Origin of the sequence: Methanobrevibacter thaueri (genome assembly GCF_015062915.1) — an archaeon.
Lineage (GTDB): Archaea > Methanobacteriota > Methanobacteria > Methanobacteriales > Methanobacteriaceae > Methanocatella > Methanocatella thaueri_B.
In genome coordinates, this window is sequence record NZ_SUTJ01000001.1 from 40,383 (window position 1) to 54,473 (window position 14,091).

At 37.6% G+C, this 14,091-nt stretch carries 20 protein-coding genes; 2 read left to right on the plus strand and 18 right to left on the minus strand.

Annotation, left to right across the window (positions count from 1 at the left end):
- The 14 genes from E7Z78_RS00220 to rnc form a co-directional block, all read right to left on the minus strand.
- The gene (locus E7Z78_RS00220) at positions 1–411 is read right to left on the minus strand and encodes a GNAT family N-acetyltransferase (RefSeq protein WP_303723172.1); all 411 of its coding nucleotides are present in this window, start codon (positions 409–411) and stop codon (positions 1–3) included.
- The gene (locus E7Z78_RS00225) at positions 411–1,766 is read right to left on the minus strand and encodes an MATE family efflux transporter (RefSeq protein WP_303723173.1); all 1,356 of its coding nucleotides are present in this window, start codon (positions 1,764–1,766) and stop codon (positions 411–413) included. The genes E7Z78_RS00220 and E7Z78_RS00225 overlap by 1 nt, the downstream gene beginning before the upstream one ends.
- Positions 1,767–1,770: 4 nt before the next feature.
- Complete coding sequence (locus tag E7Z78_RS00230) at positions 1,771–2,406, minus strand: flavodoxin family protein (RefSeq protein WP_303723174.1); 636 nt, start codon at positions 2,404–2,406, stop codon at positions 1,771–1,773.
- A 1-nt stretch (position 2,407) separates the two neighbouring features.
- Complete coding sequence (locus E7Z78_RS00235; protein WP_303723175.1) at positions 2,408–3,619, minus strand: cofactor-independent phosphoglycerate mutase; 1,212 nt, start codon at positions 3,617–3,619, stop codon at positions 2,408–2,410.
- A gap of 43 nt (positions 3,620–3,662) precedes the next feature.
- Positions 3,663–4,682 (minus strand): homoserine dehydrogenase, encoded by a 1,020-nt coding sequence (locus tag E7Z78_RS00240; protein ID WP_303723176.1) that lies wholly within the window; start codon positions 4,680–4,682, stop codon positions 3,663–3,665.
- A 12-nt stretch (positions 4,683–4,694) separates the two neighbouring features.
- Positions 4,695–5,180 (minus strand): amino acid-binding protein, encoded by a 486-nt coding sequence (locus tag E7Z78_RS00245; RefSeq protein WP_303723177.1) that lies wholly within the window; start codon positions 5,178–5,180, stop codon positions 4,695–4,697.
- Positions 5,181–5,191: 11 nt separating this feature from the next.
- Positions 5,192–5,407 carry an Asp-tRNA(Asn) amidotransferase subunit GatC gene (gatC, locus tag E7Z78_RS00250; protein ID WP_295603616.1) on the minus strand — a complete coding sequence of 72 codons (216 nt, stop codon included), beginning with the start codon at positions 5,405–5,407 and terminating at the stop codon, positions 5,192–5,194.
- A 121-nt stretch (positions 5,408–5,528) separates the two neighbouring features.
- Complete coding sequence (locus E7Z78_RS00255; RefSeq protein WP_303723178.1) at positions 5,529–6,977, minus strand: asparagine synthetase B; 1,449 nt, start codon at positions 6,975–6,977, stop codon at positions 5,529–5,531.
- A gap of 63 nt (positions 6,978–7,040) precedes the next feature.
- Positions 7,041–7,475, minus strand: a complete 435-nt coding sequence (locus E7Z78_RS00260) for a hypothetical protein (protein WP_303723179.1) — start codon at positions 7,473–7,475, stop codon at positions 7,041–7,043.
- A 45-nt stretch (positions 7,476–7,520) separates the two neighbouring features.
- Positions 7,521–8,084: a phosphatase PAP2 family protein gene (locus tag E7Z78_RS00265; protein ID WP_303723180.1), complete on the minus strand. Its 564-nt coding sequence runs from the start codon at positions 8,082–8,084 to the stop codon at positions 7,521–7,523.
- Positions 8,085–8,093: 9 nt separating this feature from the next.
- Positions 8,094–8,408 carry an AzlD domain-containing protein gene (locus E7Z78_RS00270; protein WP_292893856.1) on the minus strand — a complete coding sequence of 105 codons (315 nt, stop codon included), beginning with the start codon at positions 8,406–8,408 and terminating at the stop codon, positions 8,094–8,096.
- On the minus strand, positions 8,408–9,100 hold the full coding sequence (locus E7Z78_RS00275) for an AzlC family ABC transporter permease (RefSeq protein WP_303723181.1): 693 nt from the start codon (positions 9,098–9,100) through the stop codon (positions 8,408–8,410). Before E7Z78_RS00275 ends, E7Z78_RS00270 begins: the two co-directional genes overlap by 1 nt.
- An 81-nt stretch (positions 9,101–9,181) precedes the next feature.
- Positions 9,182–10,648 (minus strand): homoserine O-acetyltransferase, encoded by a 1,467-nt coding sequence (locus E7Z78_RS00280; RefSeq protein WP_303723182.1) that lies wholly within the window; start codon positions 10,646–10,648, stop codon positions 9,182–9,184.
- Positions 10,649–11,320: a ribonuclease III gene (gene rnc / locus E7Z78_RS00285; protein WP_303723183.1), complete on the minus strand. Its 672-nt coding sequence runs from the start codon at positions 11,318–11,320 to the stop codon at positions 10,649–10,651. It abuts the gene before it with no gap.
- 166 nt (positions 11,321–11,486) lie between these two features.
- On the opposite strand from rnc, the gene E7Z78_RS00290 reads away from it, so the two are divergent.
- Entirely contained in the window at positions 11,487–11,822 is a 336-nt protein-coding gene (locus E7Z78_RS00290) for a hypothetical protein (RefSeq protein WP_303723184.1), read from the plus strand.
- Here the strand turns inward: E7Z78_RS00290 and E7Z78_RS00295 are convergent.
- From E7Z78_RS00295 to E7Z78_RS00310, 4 genes are all read right to left on the minus strand, one after another.
- Complete coding sequence (locus tag E7Z78_RS00295; RefSeq protein ID WP_303723185.1) at positions 11,817–12,209, minus strand: hypothetical protein; 393 nt, start codon at positions 12,207–12,209, stop codon at positions 11,817–11,819. The genes E7Z78_RS00290 and E7Z78_RS00295 overlap by 6 nt on opposite strands.
- Before the next feature lie 8 nt (positions 12,210–12,217).
- On the minus strand, positions 12,218–12,628 hold the full coding sequence (locus E7Z78_RS00300; protein WP_303723186.1) for a hypothetical protein: 411 nt from the start codon (positions 12,626–12,628) through the stop codon (positions 12,218–12,220).
- Positions 12,629–12,783: 155 nt separating this feature from the next.
- Positions 12,784–12,972: a 50S ribosomal protein L37e gene (locus E7Z78_RS00305; RefSeq protein ID WP_067042784.1), complete on the minus strand. Its 189-nt coding sequence runs from the start codon at positions 12,970–12,972 to the stop codon at positions 12,784–12,786.
- 57 nt (positions 12,973–13,029) lie between these two features.
- Complete coding sequence (locus E7Z78_RS00310; RefSeq protein ID WP_116591755.1) at positions 13,030–13,260, minus strand: LSm family protein; 231 nt, start codon at positions 13,258–13,260, stop codon at positions 13,030–13,032.
- Positions 13,261–13,561: 301 nt separating this feature from the next.
- On the opposite strand from E7Z78_RS00310, the gene E7Z78_RS00315 reads away from it, so the two are divergent.
- Positions 13,562–14,053 carry a type II toxin-antitoxin system antitoxin SocA domain-containing protein gene (locus tag E7Z78_RS00315; RefSeq protein WP_303723187.1) on the plus strand — a complete coding sequence of 164 codons (492 nt, stop codon included), beginning with the start codon at positions 13,562–13,564 and terminating at the stop codon, positions 14,051–14,053.
- The last annotated feature ends 38 nt before the right edge of the window (positions 14,054–14,091 follow it).

Consider the following 14,091-nt stretch of genomic DNA (forward strand, 5'->3'; position numbering starts at 1 on the left):
CTAATTCTCCAATTCTGTAATGAATAATGCACTCTTTTCTTCCTCTTTTTCAAAACCGCAGTATTCGTAAAACTTAACATTAGGATCTTTACAGATTACAACTATCCTTAAATAATCGTCATAATGCTTCTTGACCCTTTCAACAAGTTCCTTTCCAATTCCCTTTAGCTGATAGTCCGGTTTTACAAGCAGGTAATGGATGTATGCATTCATTATCCCATCATCCATCACTGATATCAATCCGACAAGCTCCTCGCCGTCCCATGCTGAAAATACTGTGTCGAAGTTTTTCATTGCTATCACTAGCTTTTCGGGATATTCGCCTGAAGACCATTCAACGGATAGGAATAAATCCTGAAGTTCCTTTTTACTAAAATGATGCGTATTTTTATATGTTATTTCCGGTCTCATTAAACCACCCTGTATTCTGTCCATTTGTTTGAGAAATACCTGTAAATGTAAATCGCTGCCCTCACGTACCAGTCTATGAACATTGCAATCCATGTTCCAAACACTCCAACACCCATCCAGTCGGCTATGACATAGGACAGGCCTATTCTGCATGTGAACATTACCGCAAGGCTAATGTACATTACTGATTTTGAATCACCAGCTCCCCTGAATGTTGCAGGAATGGTAAATGACAATGGCCAAATGATTATTGCAAATATTCCATGCCAAATCACCATTTCAGTTGCCATTTGAGCTGTCTGAGCGGATAAGTTGTAAATTCCTAAAACCATCGGAAGCATGGCAAATATGATTAAATTTATTATGATATGTGATATAAATACTAGACTTAAACATTTCTTATTGTAATATCTGGCCTGCTCATAATCGTTTGCACCGACACAATTTGATATTATTGCGGTTAATCCTAAATTGACTGCAAACCCTGGCAATACTGAAAATATTCCTATTGCATAACCGACTGAGTTTGCAGCTATTGCCATTGTTCCGAATGTTGAAACCAGACTTAGAATGAGTATTCTTCCCAGCTGGAACAGTCCGTTTTCAATACCATATGGAATTCCAACCTTCAGCACCTTTTTAAGGATTATGGTATCAAACTTATGCTTCAATTTCAGTTTGATAGATAGCCTTTCATTTTTGGTTGCAGCGAAGTACATGATTAAAATCGCCGCCATCATACGTGAGATTACGGTTGGAATTGCAACGCCACGAACGTCCCATCCCAGGTAATATATGCAGATTGCATTGCCGACAATATTCAATATATCGCATACAAGCATTACCTGCATTGGAAAAGCAGCCTTGTTGGTTGTTCTGAAAATTGCCGCACCTGCATTGTATATTGCAATGAATGGGATTGACAATGCCACAATATACAGGTACATGTCCGCATTGTACCATACGTCAGCCTCAATATGACCGAAAAGAATTCCAATCAGGAACTGTCTCAATATGATTACAACAATCATTAACGCTGTTGATGATATTGTGGAAAACCAGACGAGCTGAGTGGCAGCATTTTGAGCTTGACCCACCTTCTTATCGCCCAGGTATTGTCCTGCCACAACGGCTCCACCCGTTGCAAGGGCTGAAAATGAAAAAATAAGAAACTGCATCAGAAAGTCAACAAGTGAAACCCCTGAAATCGCCGCTTCACCAAGTGATGCAACCATGATGGAATCGGCTAGACCTACAAAGAATTCCAAGGCATACTCCACCAATAAAGGTAGGAAAAGGTAGAGCAATGCCCTATTTGAATATAGATAGCCTTCAGGAGTTTTGAAAATGTTCATAATTTTATCTTATAAAGTTAGTGGCTATTTTAGGTTCCTCTTCAGGAGTTAAGCCTTCTTTTTTACCTGCTTCTATGCATTTAAGGAAATATGCCATGTTTCTTCCAAGCTGTCTCATGGTGGCTAACCCTTCAAGGTCCTGTTCAACCTCTTCAGGAGTGTTACCATGAACCATGTTCCAGTAGAATGATGATACAATTGGCATTTGGGATATTCCTAAATATTTGATTAACTGATCATATGTTGCAGTTGTTCCTCCACGTCTAGCGGAACATATTACCGCACCAGGCTTATGCTTGAATGCATCTCCATCAGGATTATGTGAGTTTGAATAAAATGCCCTGTCCAAAAAGGATGTCATTGACCCGTTTGCACCTGCATAATAAACCGGTGAACCGAATACAAATGCATCTGCATCGTGTGCCTTTTCAACAAACTCGTTTACACTGTCATTATTGTATGTGCATCTGCCTATCTCTCCACAAATGCCACATGCAGTGCATCCTGTTATTGGTTTTGTTTTAATCCAGAATATTTCTGTATCGATTCCTGCCTCATTTAATGTCTTTTCGACATATGTGAGTGCAGTGTAAGTGCATCCTTTACGGTTAGGACTTCCATTAACTAATAATACTTTCATTTTAATAATCTCCATCAATCAATCTTTGAACTAGGAAATGACCTTCTTTAAATTCAAGTGAACCTTTCTTGACTCCTTCCTCATCAAATGATTCGCATTCATCCCCTTCACGTTCAGAGTCAAATATTATAATCGGCACATTGTCACGGGTGTGGGTTCCAACGCTGATTGGTGTTGGATGGTCAGGCAATATTGCTCCCCTGAATTCCTCGCCTTCAAGGCTTTCAATGATTGGTCCTACAATGAACTCATCGATTCTTTCAATAGCTTTTACCTTTTCTTCAGTATTTTGGGCGTGACCTGCTTCATCAGGAGCTTCAATATGAATCAATAATAAATCAGTTTCCTTTAAAGCTTCGATTCCATATTCTCCTTTTTGCTTATAGTCAGTGTCAAAGTATCCTGTTGCACCAGGCACATTGACAATGTTCATGCCTGCAAAGTTACCTATACCTTTCAATAAGTCAACACCGGTAATCACTGAAGCGGTTATTCCGTAAGTCTCCTCGAAGTTAGGCAGGGTCGGTGTTACGCCTTGTCCCCATAGCCATACCATGTTTGCAGGAATTTCCCTTTTCTGGTTTACCTCATGATCCTTGAGGTATTCCCTTGCCTCAAACATTATCTTATGGAATTCTTCTGCTAGCTCGCAGTCTCCAAATAGATTATCAACTAGTTTTTCACCGGTAATGTCGTGTGGAGGCATTGTCTTGATGCTTGAAAGGATTTCTGCATCTTCCACGCTGCCACAGGTGTAGATGAAAAGATGTCTGTAGCTTACGCCAGTGTAGAACTTGCCCTTGAAGTCAGGGTATTTCTCATTGAAATACTCGTTTAGGCCTTTCATCAGTTCGTCAGCCTCTTCAGTGGAAATGTGGCCTGCGTTGAAATCATCCATTGCATCACTTTCACTGTATATTGTGTTGCATCTGAATATTACGTCTTCAGGTTTTGTTGGAATTCCTTCACTACCCGCTTCCAACGGTCCACGTCCAGTGTAGTAGTCAGCAGGATTAAATCCGAAAATGCTCATGTTAGCCACATCGGAACCTGGAGTGTACTGTTCAGGCACGTTGTTTGTGAATCCTCCGAATCCTCTTTTTGCCAATTTGTCAATGTTTGGAGTGTTGGCCACCATTAAAGGAGTTTTACCGTCTAGTTCATCTACCGGGTAATCGCTTGACCCGTCCGGAATAAAAATTACATACTTCATATTATCATCTAGGTAAAAATAGTGAAAAAAATAAAGAATTTAATTAGTTTTTATTTTTTAAAATACTAATTAAATCGGTTAACATTGCTGAAGCGGTTTCAAGGGAACCTGCTCCAAGTCCAATTACGGAAACCTCATCAGCCAAGTCAGTCTTGATTGTTGCCATGTTCAAGGTTCCGCTTACATCATAGGAACTTCCTCTTTTGACTAAACGAGGAGATACCTGCAGATTGTCAGGAGATACTTCTGCAATCAGTTTGATTAGATAATCATCTTTTTTAGCCAGTTCAATAGCTTGTGAATTGATTTTTGAAATACCTTCCACTTTAACGTCACTGTATGTTGCATCAATGCCTAAAAGTGAGTTTGCAAGAATAACTGTCTTACATGCTGCATCGATACCTTCAACATCCTGTGTTGGGTCGGTTTCTGCAATACCTAATTCCTGTGATTCCTTGAGGATGACTTCATATTCTGAACCTTCAGAAGTCATTCTTGACAGAATATAATTGGTGGTACCGTTGAGGATACCTTTGATTGATTTGATTTCACATGATGCGAGTGTGTCTCTTGTGAAATTGATGATAGGCATTGATCCGCCTACACTTGCTTCATATTTGAATTCAACGCCAGCTTCCTCTGCTGCACTAACAACTTCCCTGAATTTGAGTGCAAGGTGTCCTTTGTTTGAGGTTACAACGTCTTTTCCCTGTTCGAATGCTTTTAATGTTAATGATAATGCAGGCTGTGCATCAACGATGTTAGTAGGAGTTGCTTCGATAAGACAATCGTATTCGACAGCATCTAAAACATCCAAACCGCTTTTATCTGAACCGAATTCAGGATATGCTGAGAGTTTTCCTTCTTCTTTTTTTGTCTTGACAAGTAATTCTTCATCCAATCCTTCCTGTGAGATTGCAGATGAAGATGAATCAGCTGCTGCTACAACCTTCACGCTGATTCCAGTTTTATCCTTAATTAAATCTTTTTTCATGGAAAGGGCATTAGCTACACCTTGGCCAACTGAACCGAATCCCATGATAATGACTTTACATTCATCCATAATAATCATCACTTAAACTTCATTAATTACCAGTAATTCCTTTTCTTCTGCAATTTCTGCAATCTTATCAAATACTGCTTGCTTTCTGCCGACGCCCGCTTCGATATTGATTACTGCAGTGGATTTTTCCTCACCATTCAATTTTATGTCAAATGCCACGATTTCAACCTCATCAAGGTCATTGATTCTGTCCATTGTGTCTCTTAAATCTTGATCTACGATGTGGCCGAATAGGATGGTAGTGATTTTTTCCTTTAAGACTACACCATCCAATTCTATTATGGAAAATCCTAACTCTTCAAATCTGTTAACTACATTTTTAAGGTCTTCTTGTTCTCCTTCAATAGTGAGTTGAACGGGAACATTGCCTTTCTCGTTTTTATAATCTCTCTTATGGATAACGGTGACAAGGTTTGCACCAAGACTGCTTACAGGTTCCAATGCCTTAACAAGTTGTCCTGGAGTATCCATAAGTTCGAGAACCAAATTTATTCTCATGTAAATCCCTCTTAATTAGTCCAATCAGCTCTTTTCACAATAAGATTTCCATCTTTGTCAATGTTGGCGTTTCTTAATATTTTTTCAGGATTTTTTTCGTGAGCTTCATCTTCACGGGTTAAATTTAAATTATCAGTAATGTACCAGGTTTCATCTGAATCTGGAATGTTTTCTAATGTTTTTGAAAATTTTTCTATAATTTCTTCTGCATCTTTTTCGATTGACATCTATAAAACTCCTAACAATTAATAATATAATTATTATGTTTTTCAATATTAATAAAGTTAAAGATTAAAAAGTTAAAAAAAGAGAAAATAATAGCCCTGGTCGGCCATTAAAATTTGAGAATCATTCTAAAAATTTTGAGATATCAGTGTCTTTTAAGATTTTCTTTCTCAAAATCTTGTCGATACCTGTCCCATACTGGGCAGCCTTCTTTGGCCTGTAGGCTATCTCATAGTCAAGGCCTTCCTCAAAGGCCAGTTTCCTTAAGATGCTTTTTCTCATCTCATCATGCATTGAAACGATTTTCTTGTTGTCCTGAATGTTCAGTGCCAATTCAACAAGCTTTTCATCCAGAAACGGCAATCTCAATTCAACTGAGTTTAGCATGGCGCATGCATCGTCCCTTTCAAGGTTGACATGGTACATGTTTGACATGTCCTCACGAATGTCATAGTTCAATGTGTCATTTACAAAGCTTTCAAGGTAGCGCTTATATCCTCCAAAGAGCTCATCTGCACCCTGACCTGATATTGCCACTTTTATACCGTCTTCTGCAGCCATTTTTGTTGCAAAGTATGTTGTAAGTCCAACTCCAACCTTCATCAGGTTATCGTCACCGATTGCATTCACTACACTAGGCAATGCCTCTCTAACCATGTCTTCAGTGACCTCACATGTCTTCAAGTCAAGATTGAGGTATTTGGCGGCGTATTTTGCTGCCTCAAGGTCATGTGAGTTTTCAGTTCCCACAGCATAAAGTGTTATTTTCAAGGCAACATTCTCAGCAATTTCACCCAAAAGCAGTGCAAGATATGAACTGTCAACACCGCCTGAAAATATTACCCCGACCTCATATAATCCTTCAACTCTTTTGGCAACACTTAACTTTAACAGCTTGTCTATTTTACTTACGTCACCTTCAAAGATCTTTTCATATATCGGTTGTGCCGGAGCTATATCTTCCCAGTTAAATAGGATATGTTCTGGTTTTAGGGTATGAATATCATTGAATCCGGCCTCTTTTAAGGCATTTCTTGTTGATGCAAATCCTTTCAAATCATCATTTTCAGCATAGAACAGAGGTTTGACACCTAAAGGATCACGAACAAGCGCAAGGTTTTCACCGTCCCAAACCGCAAATGCATAATCTCCATCAATCAGTCTCATAGCCATTTGAATGGCTTTGATTAAATCTCCCTTGTTATAAAAATCAATTAGATACATGAGCGCTTCAGCATCACTTTTAACTTCTGCATCAACCCCCACCTTGGAGAGAAGGTTTCTGATTGTTTTGAAATTGTACAGTTCCCCATTGAAAACGAGTGTGAGATTATCATTGCTTACCGGTTGAGGTTTGGAAATCCTTTCATTCAAATCATAAATGGAAAGAAGGTTATGGCCAAAAGCAATAGGGTATTGTGAATCGTCTTCAAACTCATCCAAATCAATATCTGAATAAATCTTATCAAGATAGATGCCTGATGCATCAGGACCCCTGTTTTTTGAGGATTTCAACATTTTTATTATACTTTCCGCATTAACGTTACCCTGCAAACCAACAATTGAACACATTACAATACGCTCCAAATTTTAACAACTAAAATAAAATATTGAAAAATTTATTAATAAATTTAATTACTTCATGGGATTGAATCCGAATACCTTACCTGCCAACTTGAATGCCAATGGATTTACCGCCTGGCTGACTATGAAGTAAGCCACAACCCATCTGACAGGCCATAAATAAATCAACATGTCCACAGGCAATTGTCCGATAGGGACTCCGAATATCAAAGGCATTATGAAACTCATTATCAGACTTATGAAAAATGCCAAAGGATTCCATAATCCTGTTTTCATTCCCAATTTAAATCCAAACACCTTATTGGCCAGTTTTAATCCCAATGGATGAACAATCAGATTGACTAAAAAGTAAGCTACAACCCATCTTACCGGCCACATTAAAAAGCATATCTCTACGGGCATTCCCATAGGTGTTGCAAAAATCAACGGCATGACAATACTCATTATAAGACTAATGAAAAACGCTATTGGATTCCACAATTTCATTTAAACTCACATCACCATCTATAATACATTAAAGATTTTTAGTAATTATAATTTCAATAGACTAAAAATCCTATCCTTAAACCTGTTAACTACCAATGCTCCGGCAATTCCTATCAATGCACCTGCCAGAACATCAAACGGATAATGCACCCCGCAGTAAATTCTTGAAAATAGAATCGCAACTGCAAATACCACTAAAAGAATGCTTACAATCACATAGTGTTTTTTGACCAAATCCTCAATGTTTAAAAGGAATAGTGAAACAACCGCCAATGTTGAGGTTGCATGACCTGAAGGAAATGCAAGTAAATCATCCTCCCTTATTAACAAACGGACATGATCCAATGTCATGAATGGCCTTGGCTCCTGAACAATTATCTTTAACCCATAGGCTATCACGTCTGAAAAGAGAAGAGCTATCAATGCAAGGATTGCAATTTTTTTAAGTGTTTGCCTATTTCTCAGCTTGGCATACAATATGATTGCAATCACTATTATGAATAACCCTAAAAAACCTCCAAAATCAGTAATGAAAGGCATTACCGCATCAAAGAATGGGTTTTGCAAATTATTATTAATATAATAGAAAAAAATTTCATTAATATTCATTAAATCACCTTAAAAGAATGGCACTATTGAGTATACTGCAATAAGAATTACCACTGTCAAAATCACAATGGCTCCGAGAGGAACCTTTTTCCATGCAAGTCCTGCTGCAACAATCGCTCCGATCAATCCTATGTACCATAGCTGATTGTCCACAGTCAAAACTCCCGGACATATCAGTGCAGCAAGGGCAGTGTATGGAATCAGATTCAGGAATTTTTCCGCTTTAGGTGGGAAATTCAGCTTATCGATAAAGAGTGCCGGAATCAATCTTGGAATGAAAGTGACAAGGGCACATCCTAAAATGACAAGGTTTACGTAATCCATTATACCTCTCCCCCTAGAATATAGTCATCATCAACGATATACATTCCAACTGCAGCACCAACCAATGTTGAAACAATCAGTGACCAATTGCCTAAAAATTGGCCCAAAACAATATTTAAGACTGCTGTAATCAATACCAAAAGTGCAATTTGCTTGGATTCCTTAATTGATGGAACCAAAATGGCTACAAACAATGCATATAATGATATGTTGAAACTGTTAGTGACAATTACAGGCAGCAAGTCAAGTACTACAACACCGATTCCTGCCCCAAGAATCCAGCTCAACCATGCAAATATTGCAATTCCAAGATAAATCCAGATATTTGAATCCTCACTTAATGAAAACATTGCAAATGATTCGTCAACAGTCACATGTGCCGCAAGAATGTTCAATGGCAAACTGGATTTCTCAACCTGATTAAGAACACATGTTGACATTACAAAGTACCTCAGGTTTACAACAAAATTGGTAAGAATTATTGCCATTGCAGTGGCACCACTTAAAAGCATTGATGCCGCAATGATCTGGCCCGCACCTGCATAAACAAGCACTGACATTGATATTGTTTGAATAGGAGTCATTCCTGCCTTTATTGCAATTGCAGCATAACCAATCCCCATTGGAACGTAACCAAAGGCAATTGGAACACCCTTCTTACAACCTTCAATAAATTTTTCTTTCCTCGACAAAATAACGACTCCAAATTAGTTAAAATAATACTTATGTAATAAATACCTTATAAAATTAATTAAAAAAAATAGATAAGTAATTTAACTTAATAAATTACTGATTTGGTCTGTTGTAATCAAACCTAAAACTTTCATATCCTCATCGACTACAGGAAGACATGATATATCGAATTTACGCATTCTCCCTGCAATGTCCTCTATTGTATCATCAGCATGGCAGTATTTCACTGTTGTTGTCATGATGTCTTTCAGATGATTGGAGTTGGTTGCAATGGACTTTGACAAGTCCCAGCTGGTCACGATACCAATCAGCTTGTAATCCTCCGTAACGACCGGAATGTGAGTTACATGCTTGTCCAGCATCAGCTTGGCCGCATCCTGCACGTCAGCGGTTTCCCTGATTGTTGCAATTTTTTCCATCATTATGTCCTCAACAATGCTGCTTGACAGGAATTTTGAAAGTATGTGGTTTAACTGTCCCATTTCAAGCAGGAATGCATCATGCCCGTAATTTGATTTTATCTCTGAAAATGACACTTCAACATTGTTTGCGTTGAGTGCGGTTACAAGCTCTGTGCTTTGCTCTGTTGGATATAGCCAATCTGAATCTACTGAAATGACTTCCATTTTACATTCCACATTCTTAAGTCCGTCAATCAGTGAATCGTTAACGCTTAAGTCAAACAGGTCCACTGCCTTTGTTATGAACAGGTAACTGTTTGCATCGAAACGCTTAACAAAGGTTTCCCCTTGATGCTTAAGATAGCTTTCAACCTGGAAATCGATTGAGAAATCGTAGCTGATTTCATCCTTGTCCTGAAGATCCCTTCCGAACTTGATGTCCATTGACTCATCGCTCAAATAGGTGATGTGAGCAATCATACGAGCCAGTGACAATCCGTTTTCCGGAATCTTGCCTGTTTCATAATAGTTACCATTGTTCCAGTTAGGATCTGAAAAGATTGCCTGACGACCAACTTCGTTAAATGCTATTTGCTGCGGAGATGATAAAGCTGTTGTTGCTATTGGAACTGCCTTTTTCATCATTGATGGATATGTTACCAGCCATTCAAGAACCTGCATTCCACCCATTGACCCTCCGATTATTGCATACAACTGGTTTATGCCGAATGAATCGATGAGTTTCTTTTGGACTTTGACCATGTCCTTAATTGTTATTACTGGAAATTCCAATCCATATTCCTTACCTGTTTTTGGATTGATTGAACTTGGACCGGTTGTTCCCTTACATCCTCCCAATACGTTGGAACAGATTATGAAGAATTTTTCAGTATCCAGTGCCTTTCCTGGACCTATCACTATTTCCCACCAGCCAGGTTTCTTATCGCCTTCATGCCATCCTGCAGCATGAGCGTCACCGGTAAGTGCATGACAGATTAGTATAGCATTGGTTTTTTCTTTATTGAGTTCACCATATGTTTCATATGCCACTGTGACCTCTTCAAGGGTTTTTCCACTATCCAAATCAATTGGTTCGGCAATATTATAATATTTTGTCTCTACATTGCCAACAGATTCTTTGCTCATTTATTTTCTCCCAATTCGTAGTTTTCGCATTGCTCCTTTTGCAGCAGCCTGCTCAGCTTCTTTTTTATTCTTTCCTCTTCCGACACCCATTTCCTTGCCGTCAATCAGACAGGCCATGATGAATGTCTTGTCATGAGGAACACCGTATTCCTTTAGAACTTCATATGTGATCTTAAGCTCATTAGCATCACCATATTCTTTAATGGAAGACTTGTAGTCCTCAAAGAATACTCTTTTCTGGTCGATGTATTTGAATATTGCATTTGCTACGAATTCCTTAGCATAATCCATTCCCTTATCAATGAATATTGCTCCAAGGAATGATTCAAATAAATCCGCAGTAATTGACAATACTTCATTTTTTGTCAGATTAGATTCCTCTACAGATACCTTAAGGAATTCCTGTAACCCCAACTTATGAGAATAGTATATTAATGCATTTTGGCATACGAAATTTGACCTTATCTTTGTCAATTCGCCCTCTTCATAGTTAGGATATTTCTTGTAGAGATATTCTGATACTATTACACCTAAGACGGAATCTCCTAGAAACTCTAATCTTTCATAAGTATAATCTAAATCATTATACGTTGAATATGAAGCATGTGTGAATGCTATTTCATACAAGTGTTTGTTATCAGTTTCTATACCAAATTTTTCAAATAAATCCATAATTAAAGCCCAAACTTATTTTGTTACATTATTAAATTATGGAATTCTAATTATATATAACTACTTATTAATATATAACTATTGTTATATTTATTACTTTTCAAATGCTCTCTCGCACTTTTCATTTATATAACATGGACCAAAATTGAATCAAGGATTTGGTAATATGATATTAAATTGGAAAGAAGAAATGACAAAAATCGACCCTGACATGAAATTCAGAGCACAGGGCGGATGGTTAAAAACCGTAGACGAATTAGATAAAAGCGTTAAAAACGGATACTCCCTTGTAGGTGATTTTGTTCAAGCGGGAGACTTTGAAGAAGAATACAGTGAAGGATTATACCTTGACTGCAACAAGGAAGGAACCGCCAAAAAAGCACAACTAGACTACCGCCTATTCAGATTCAAAGACGGAAAAGTCAGGTTGCTCGATATGGTAATCGACGGCAAACAGGGTTGGGCAGTTGACCTATGGGATGCCGTTGAAGGAGAATTATAATCCTCCAAAACGTTCCTCAGGAGTCACGAATCTTGAAAAACCTGTTTCTTGAATGTTGACTCTTGGATCCAAATTTGTAGGTTCCTGCAAAAGAATAATCTTATGATTGAAATTATTAGGGAAATTTTTTCCTTTCCCTTCAACCAACCCTCTGAACCTCACCTTATAATCACCAGTTCCACCAATGTCCATGTAAACCTCTTCAGAAGTGATGACCCCCTCAAAGAAATCCTCAATGTCCATTGATTCAAAAGCTGGAGCAACATAACTGATGCCCATCAATCCATTCTTGTTTTCACGAATCTTGATTCTCCTTTGATCAAGTTCAATGCTTTGTCCGTTGCCCTTTGTTATTTTGATTATATCGCTAAACTCATCGCCAAACATGATACCCCTTAATCGATATGGCAGAACTCACAGCATGCACAGGCAGGTGCGAAGTATGAGTCTTCAGGTTCAACAATTGCCTTTTGGGCAAATAGTGTGATGTTGAATTTCGGCATGTACTCCTTGCTTACCTCCTTGGTCATTGGAGACAATCCGCGATAGTACACCGGCCTGTAGCCTGTTTGTGAAATGTTAAAGTAGAATTTTTCACCGGTTGTGAATCTGTTGAAATATTCCTCTAATTTTAATGCCTGTTTTGGAGAGATTGAAAAGGTGAATCCCATTGTATCGTCACTTCTCTGCCTGATTCCGGCGTTTGTAATGTCAACAGCAAGTATGTCATCGTTTCCTCTTACGAAAACCACACAGTTTTCTAAATCCACATCGTTTTCTAAAGCAATGTCTTTCAATTCAGTCATATTTTTGACCTCCTAAAAAAGTTAGTTATACCTAAAATAATTTAATTGACGATGTAATTAATAAAGTTATCTAAAAAGAGTTCTGTTAAAGTAAACGTTAATGAAAAAAAGAGTTTTGAAAGAAGATTATTAAAATAATCTTCAGAGTTACCAACTTATACTAATCTTTGTCTAGTAGTTGGTTTTTTGTTTTGCCAGCTGTATCTCCTGAGTTTTTTGGATTTACCAAATCCACAAGAAGCACAGACTTTTTTACGTATGTGATAAGTGTTTCTACCACATCTTCTGCATCTGATATGGGTCTTTTTATTCTTTTTACCCATTGATGGAGTTCCCTTTGACATTGATACACCTCCTTAAGCTATCGTAAAAATGTAATCTCGAAAAGTATTGAATAATACTTATGGTGAAATATAAACAATATTGTCTCCTCTAATGAGCACAACACCGAGTCTTCTAGTAACTTCTCCGTCTTGTAACTCTTCTGCATCGTTAAGAACTAAGTTCATGTGTAAATCAAAGCTCTTAAGTATACCTCTAAATTCACGATCTCCTTTAAGTTTTATTAAAACTGGAGAGTCCACAGATTTTCCTAATGCGTCAAGTGGTCTTTGAACATTTTGTCCGCTCATTATATCACCTTATATTATTACAATTTTTAGTTTTTTAATATGAATTGAGTTAAACACTCAGTATTAGACATAATATAATCAAGTTAAGATAAGACAAAACCTAATTAAAACTAATACTATTAATTATAGATAACCTACTATATAAAGGTTACCTTATTTTAAGCAAAAATAATGAAAAACTAGCAACAATAATTATTATTAACGCCCATCGTATAAATATTAGTTTCCAAATGCTCTCCCACATTCCATAAGTATACATTAAATACAAAACTAACTTCACTCAACCATCACAGGCTATCACATGACTTTCAACCGCACCAAATATATCGACCTAATAATGTATATTTTATCCCAATGCTCCTATAAGCCGAATTTCGGAAAGACAGTGCTGTGCAGCATAATGTATTTCATTGATTTCGGATATTATGAACTTTACGGTGAGCTTTTAACCGATGAAACCTACATAAAGTCAAGGCGAGGAATAAAGCCCAAGCATTTCTTTGAGATAACACAGGAGCTTATTTCAAATAATCAGCTGTTTTTAAGAAAGGAAAATTACTACTCAAGAAAGATCCACAGGTACTTCCCGACAATAATCCCAACACCCCATTTCAGCCAGCAGGAGATGGAAATCATCAACAGAACCATAGACAAGCTAAGCAACAGCAATGCAAGCACAATAACCCGGTATGCAAGACACGACTCACCAATCATTGTTGCAGATATTGGAGATGACATCGATTTCAGGTATGTGTTTTCAAGGGACAGAAAATATTCCCTGATAAATAAATAACCTTATTAATTGCGAAAACATAATACTATTCATTAAAA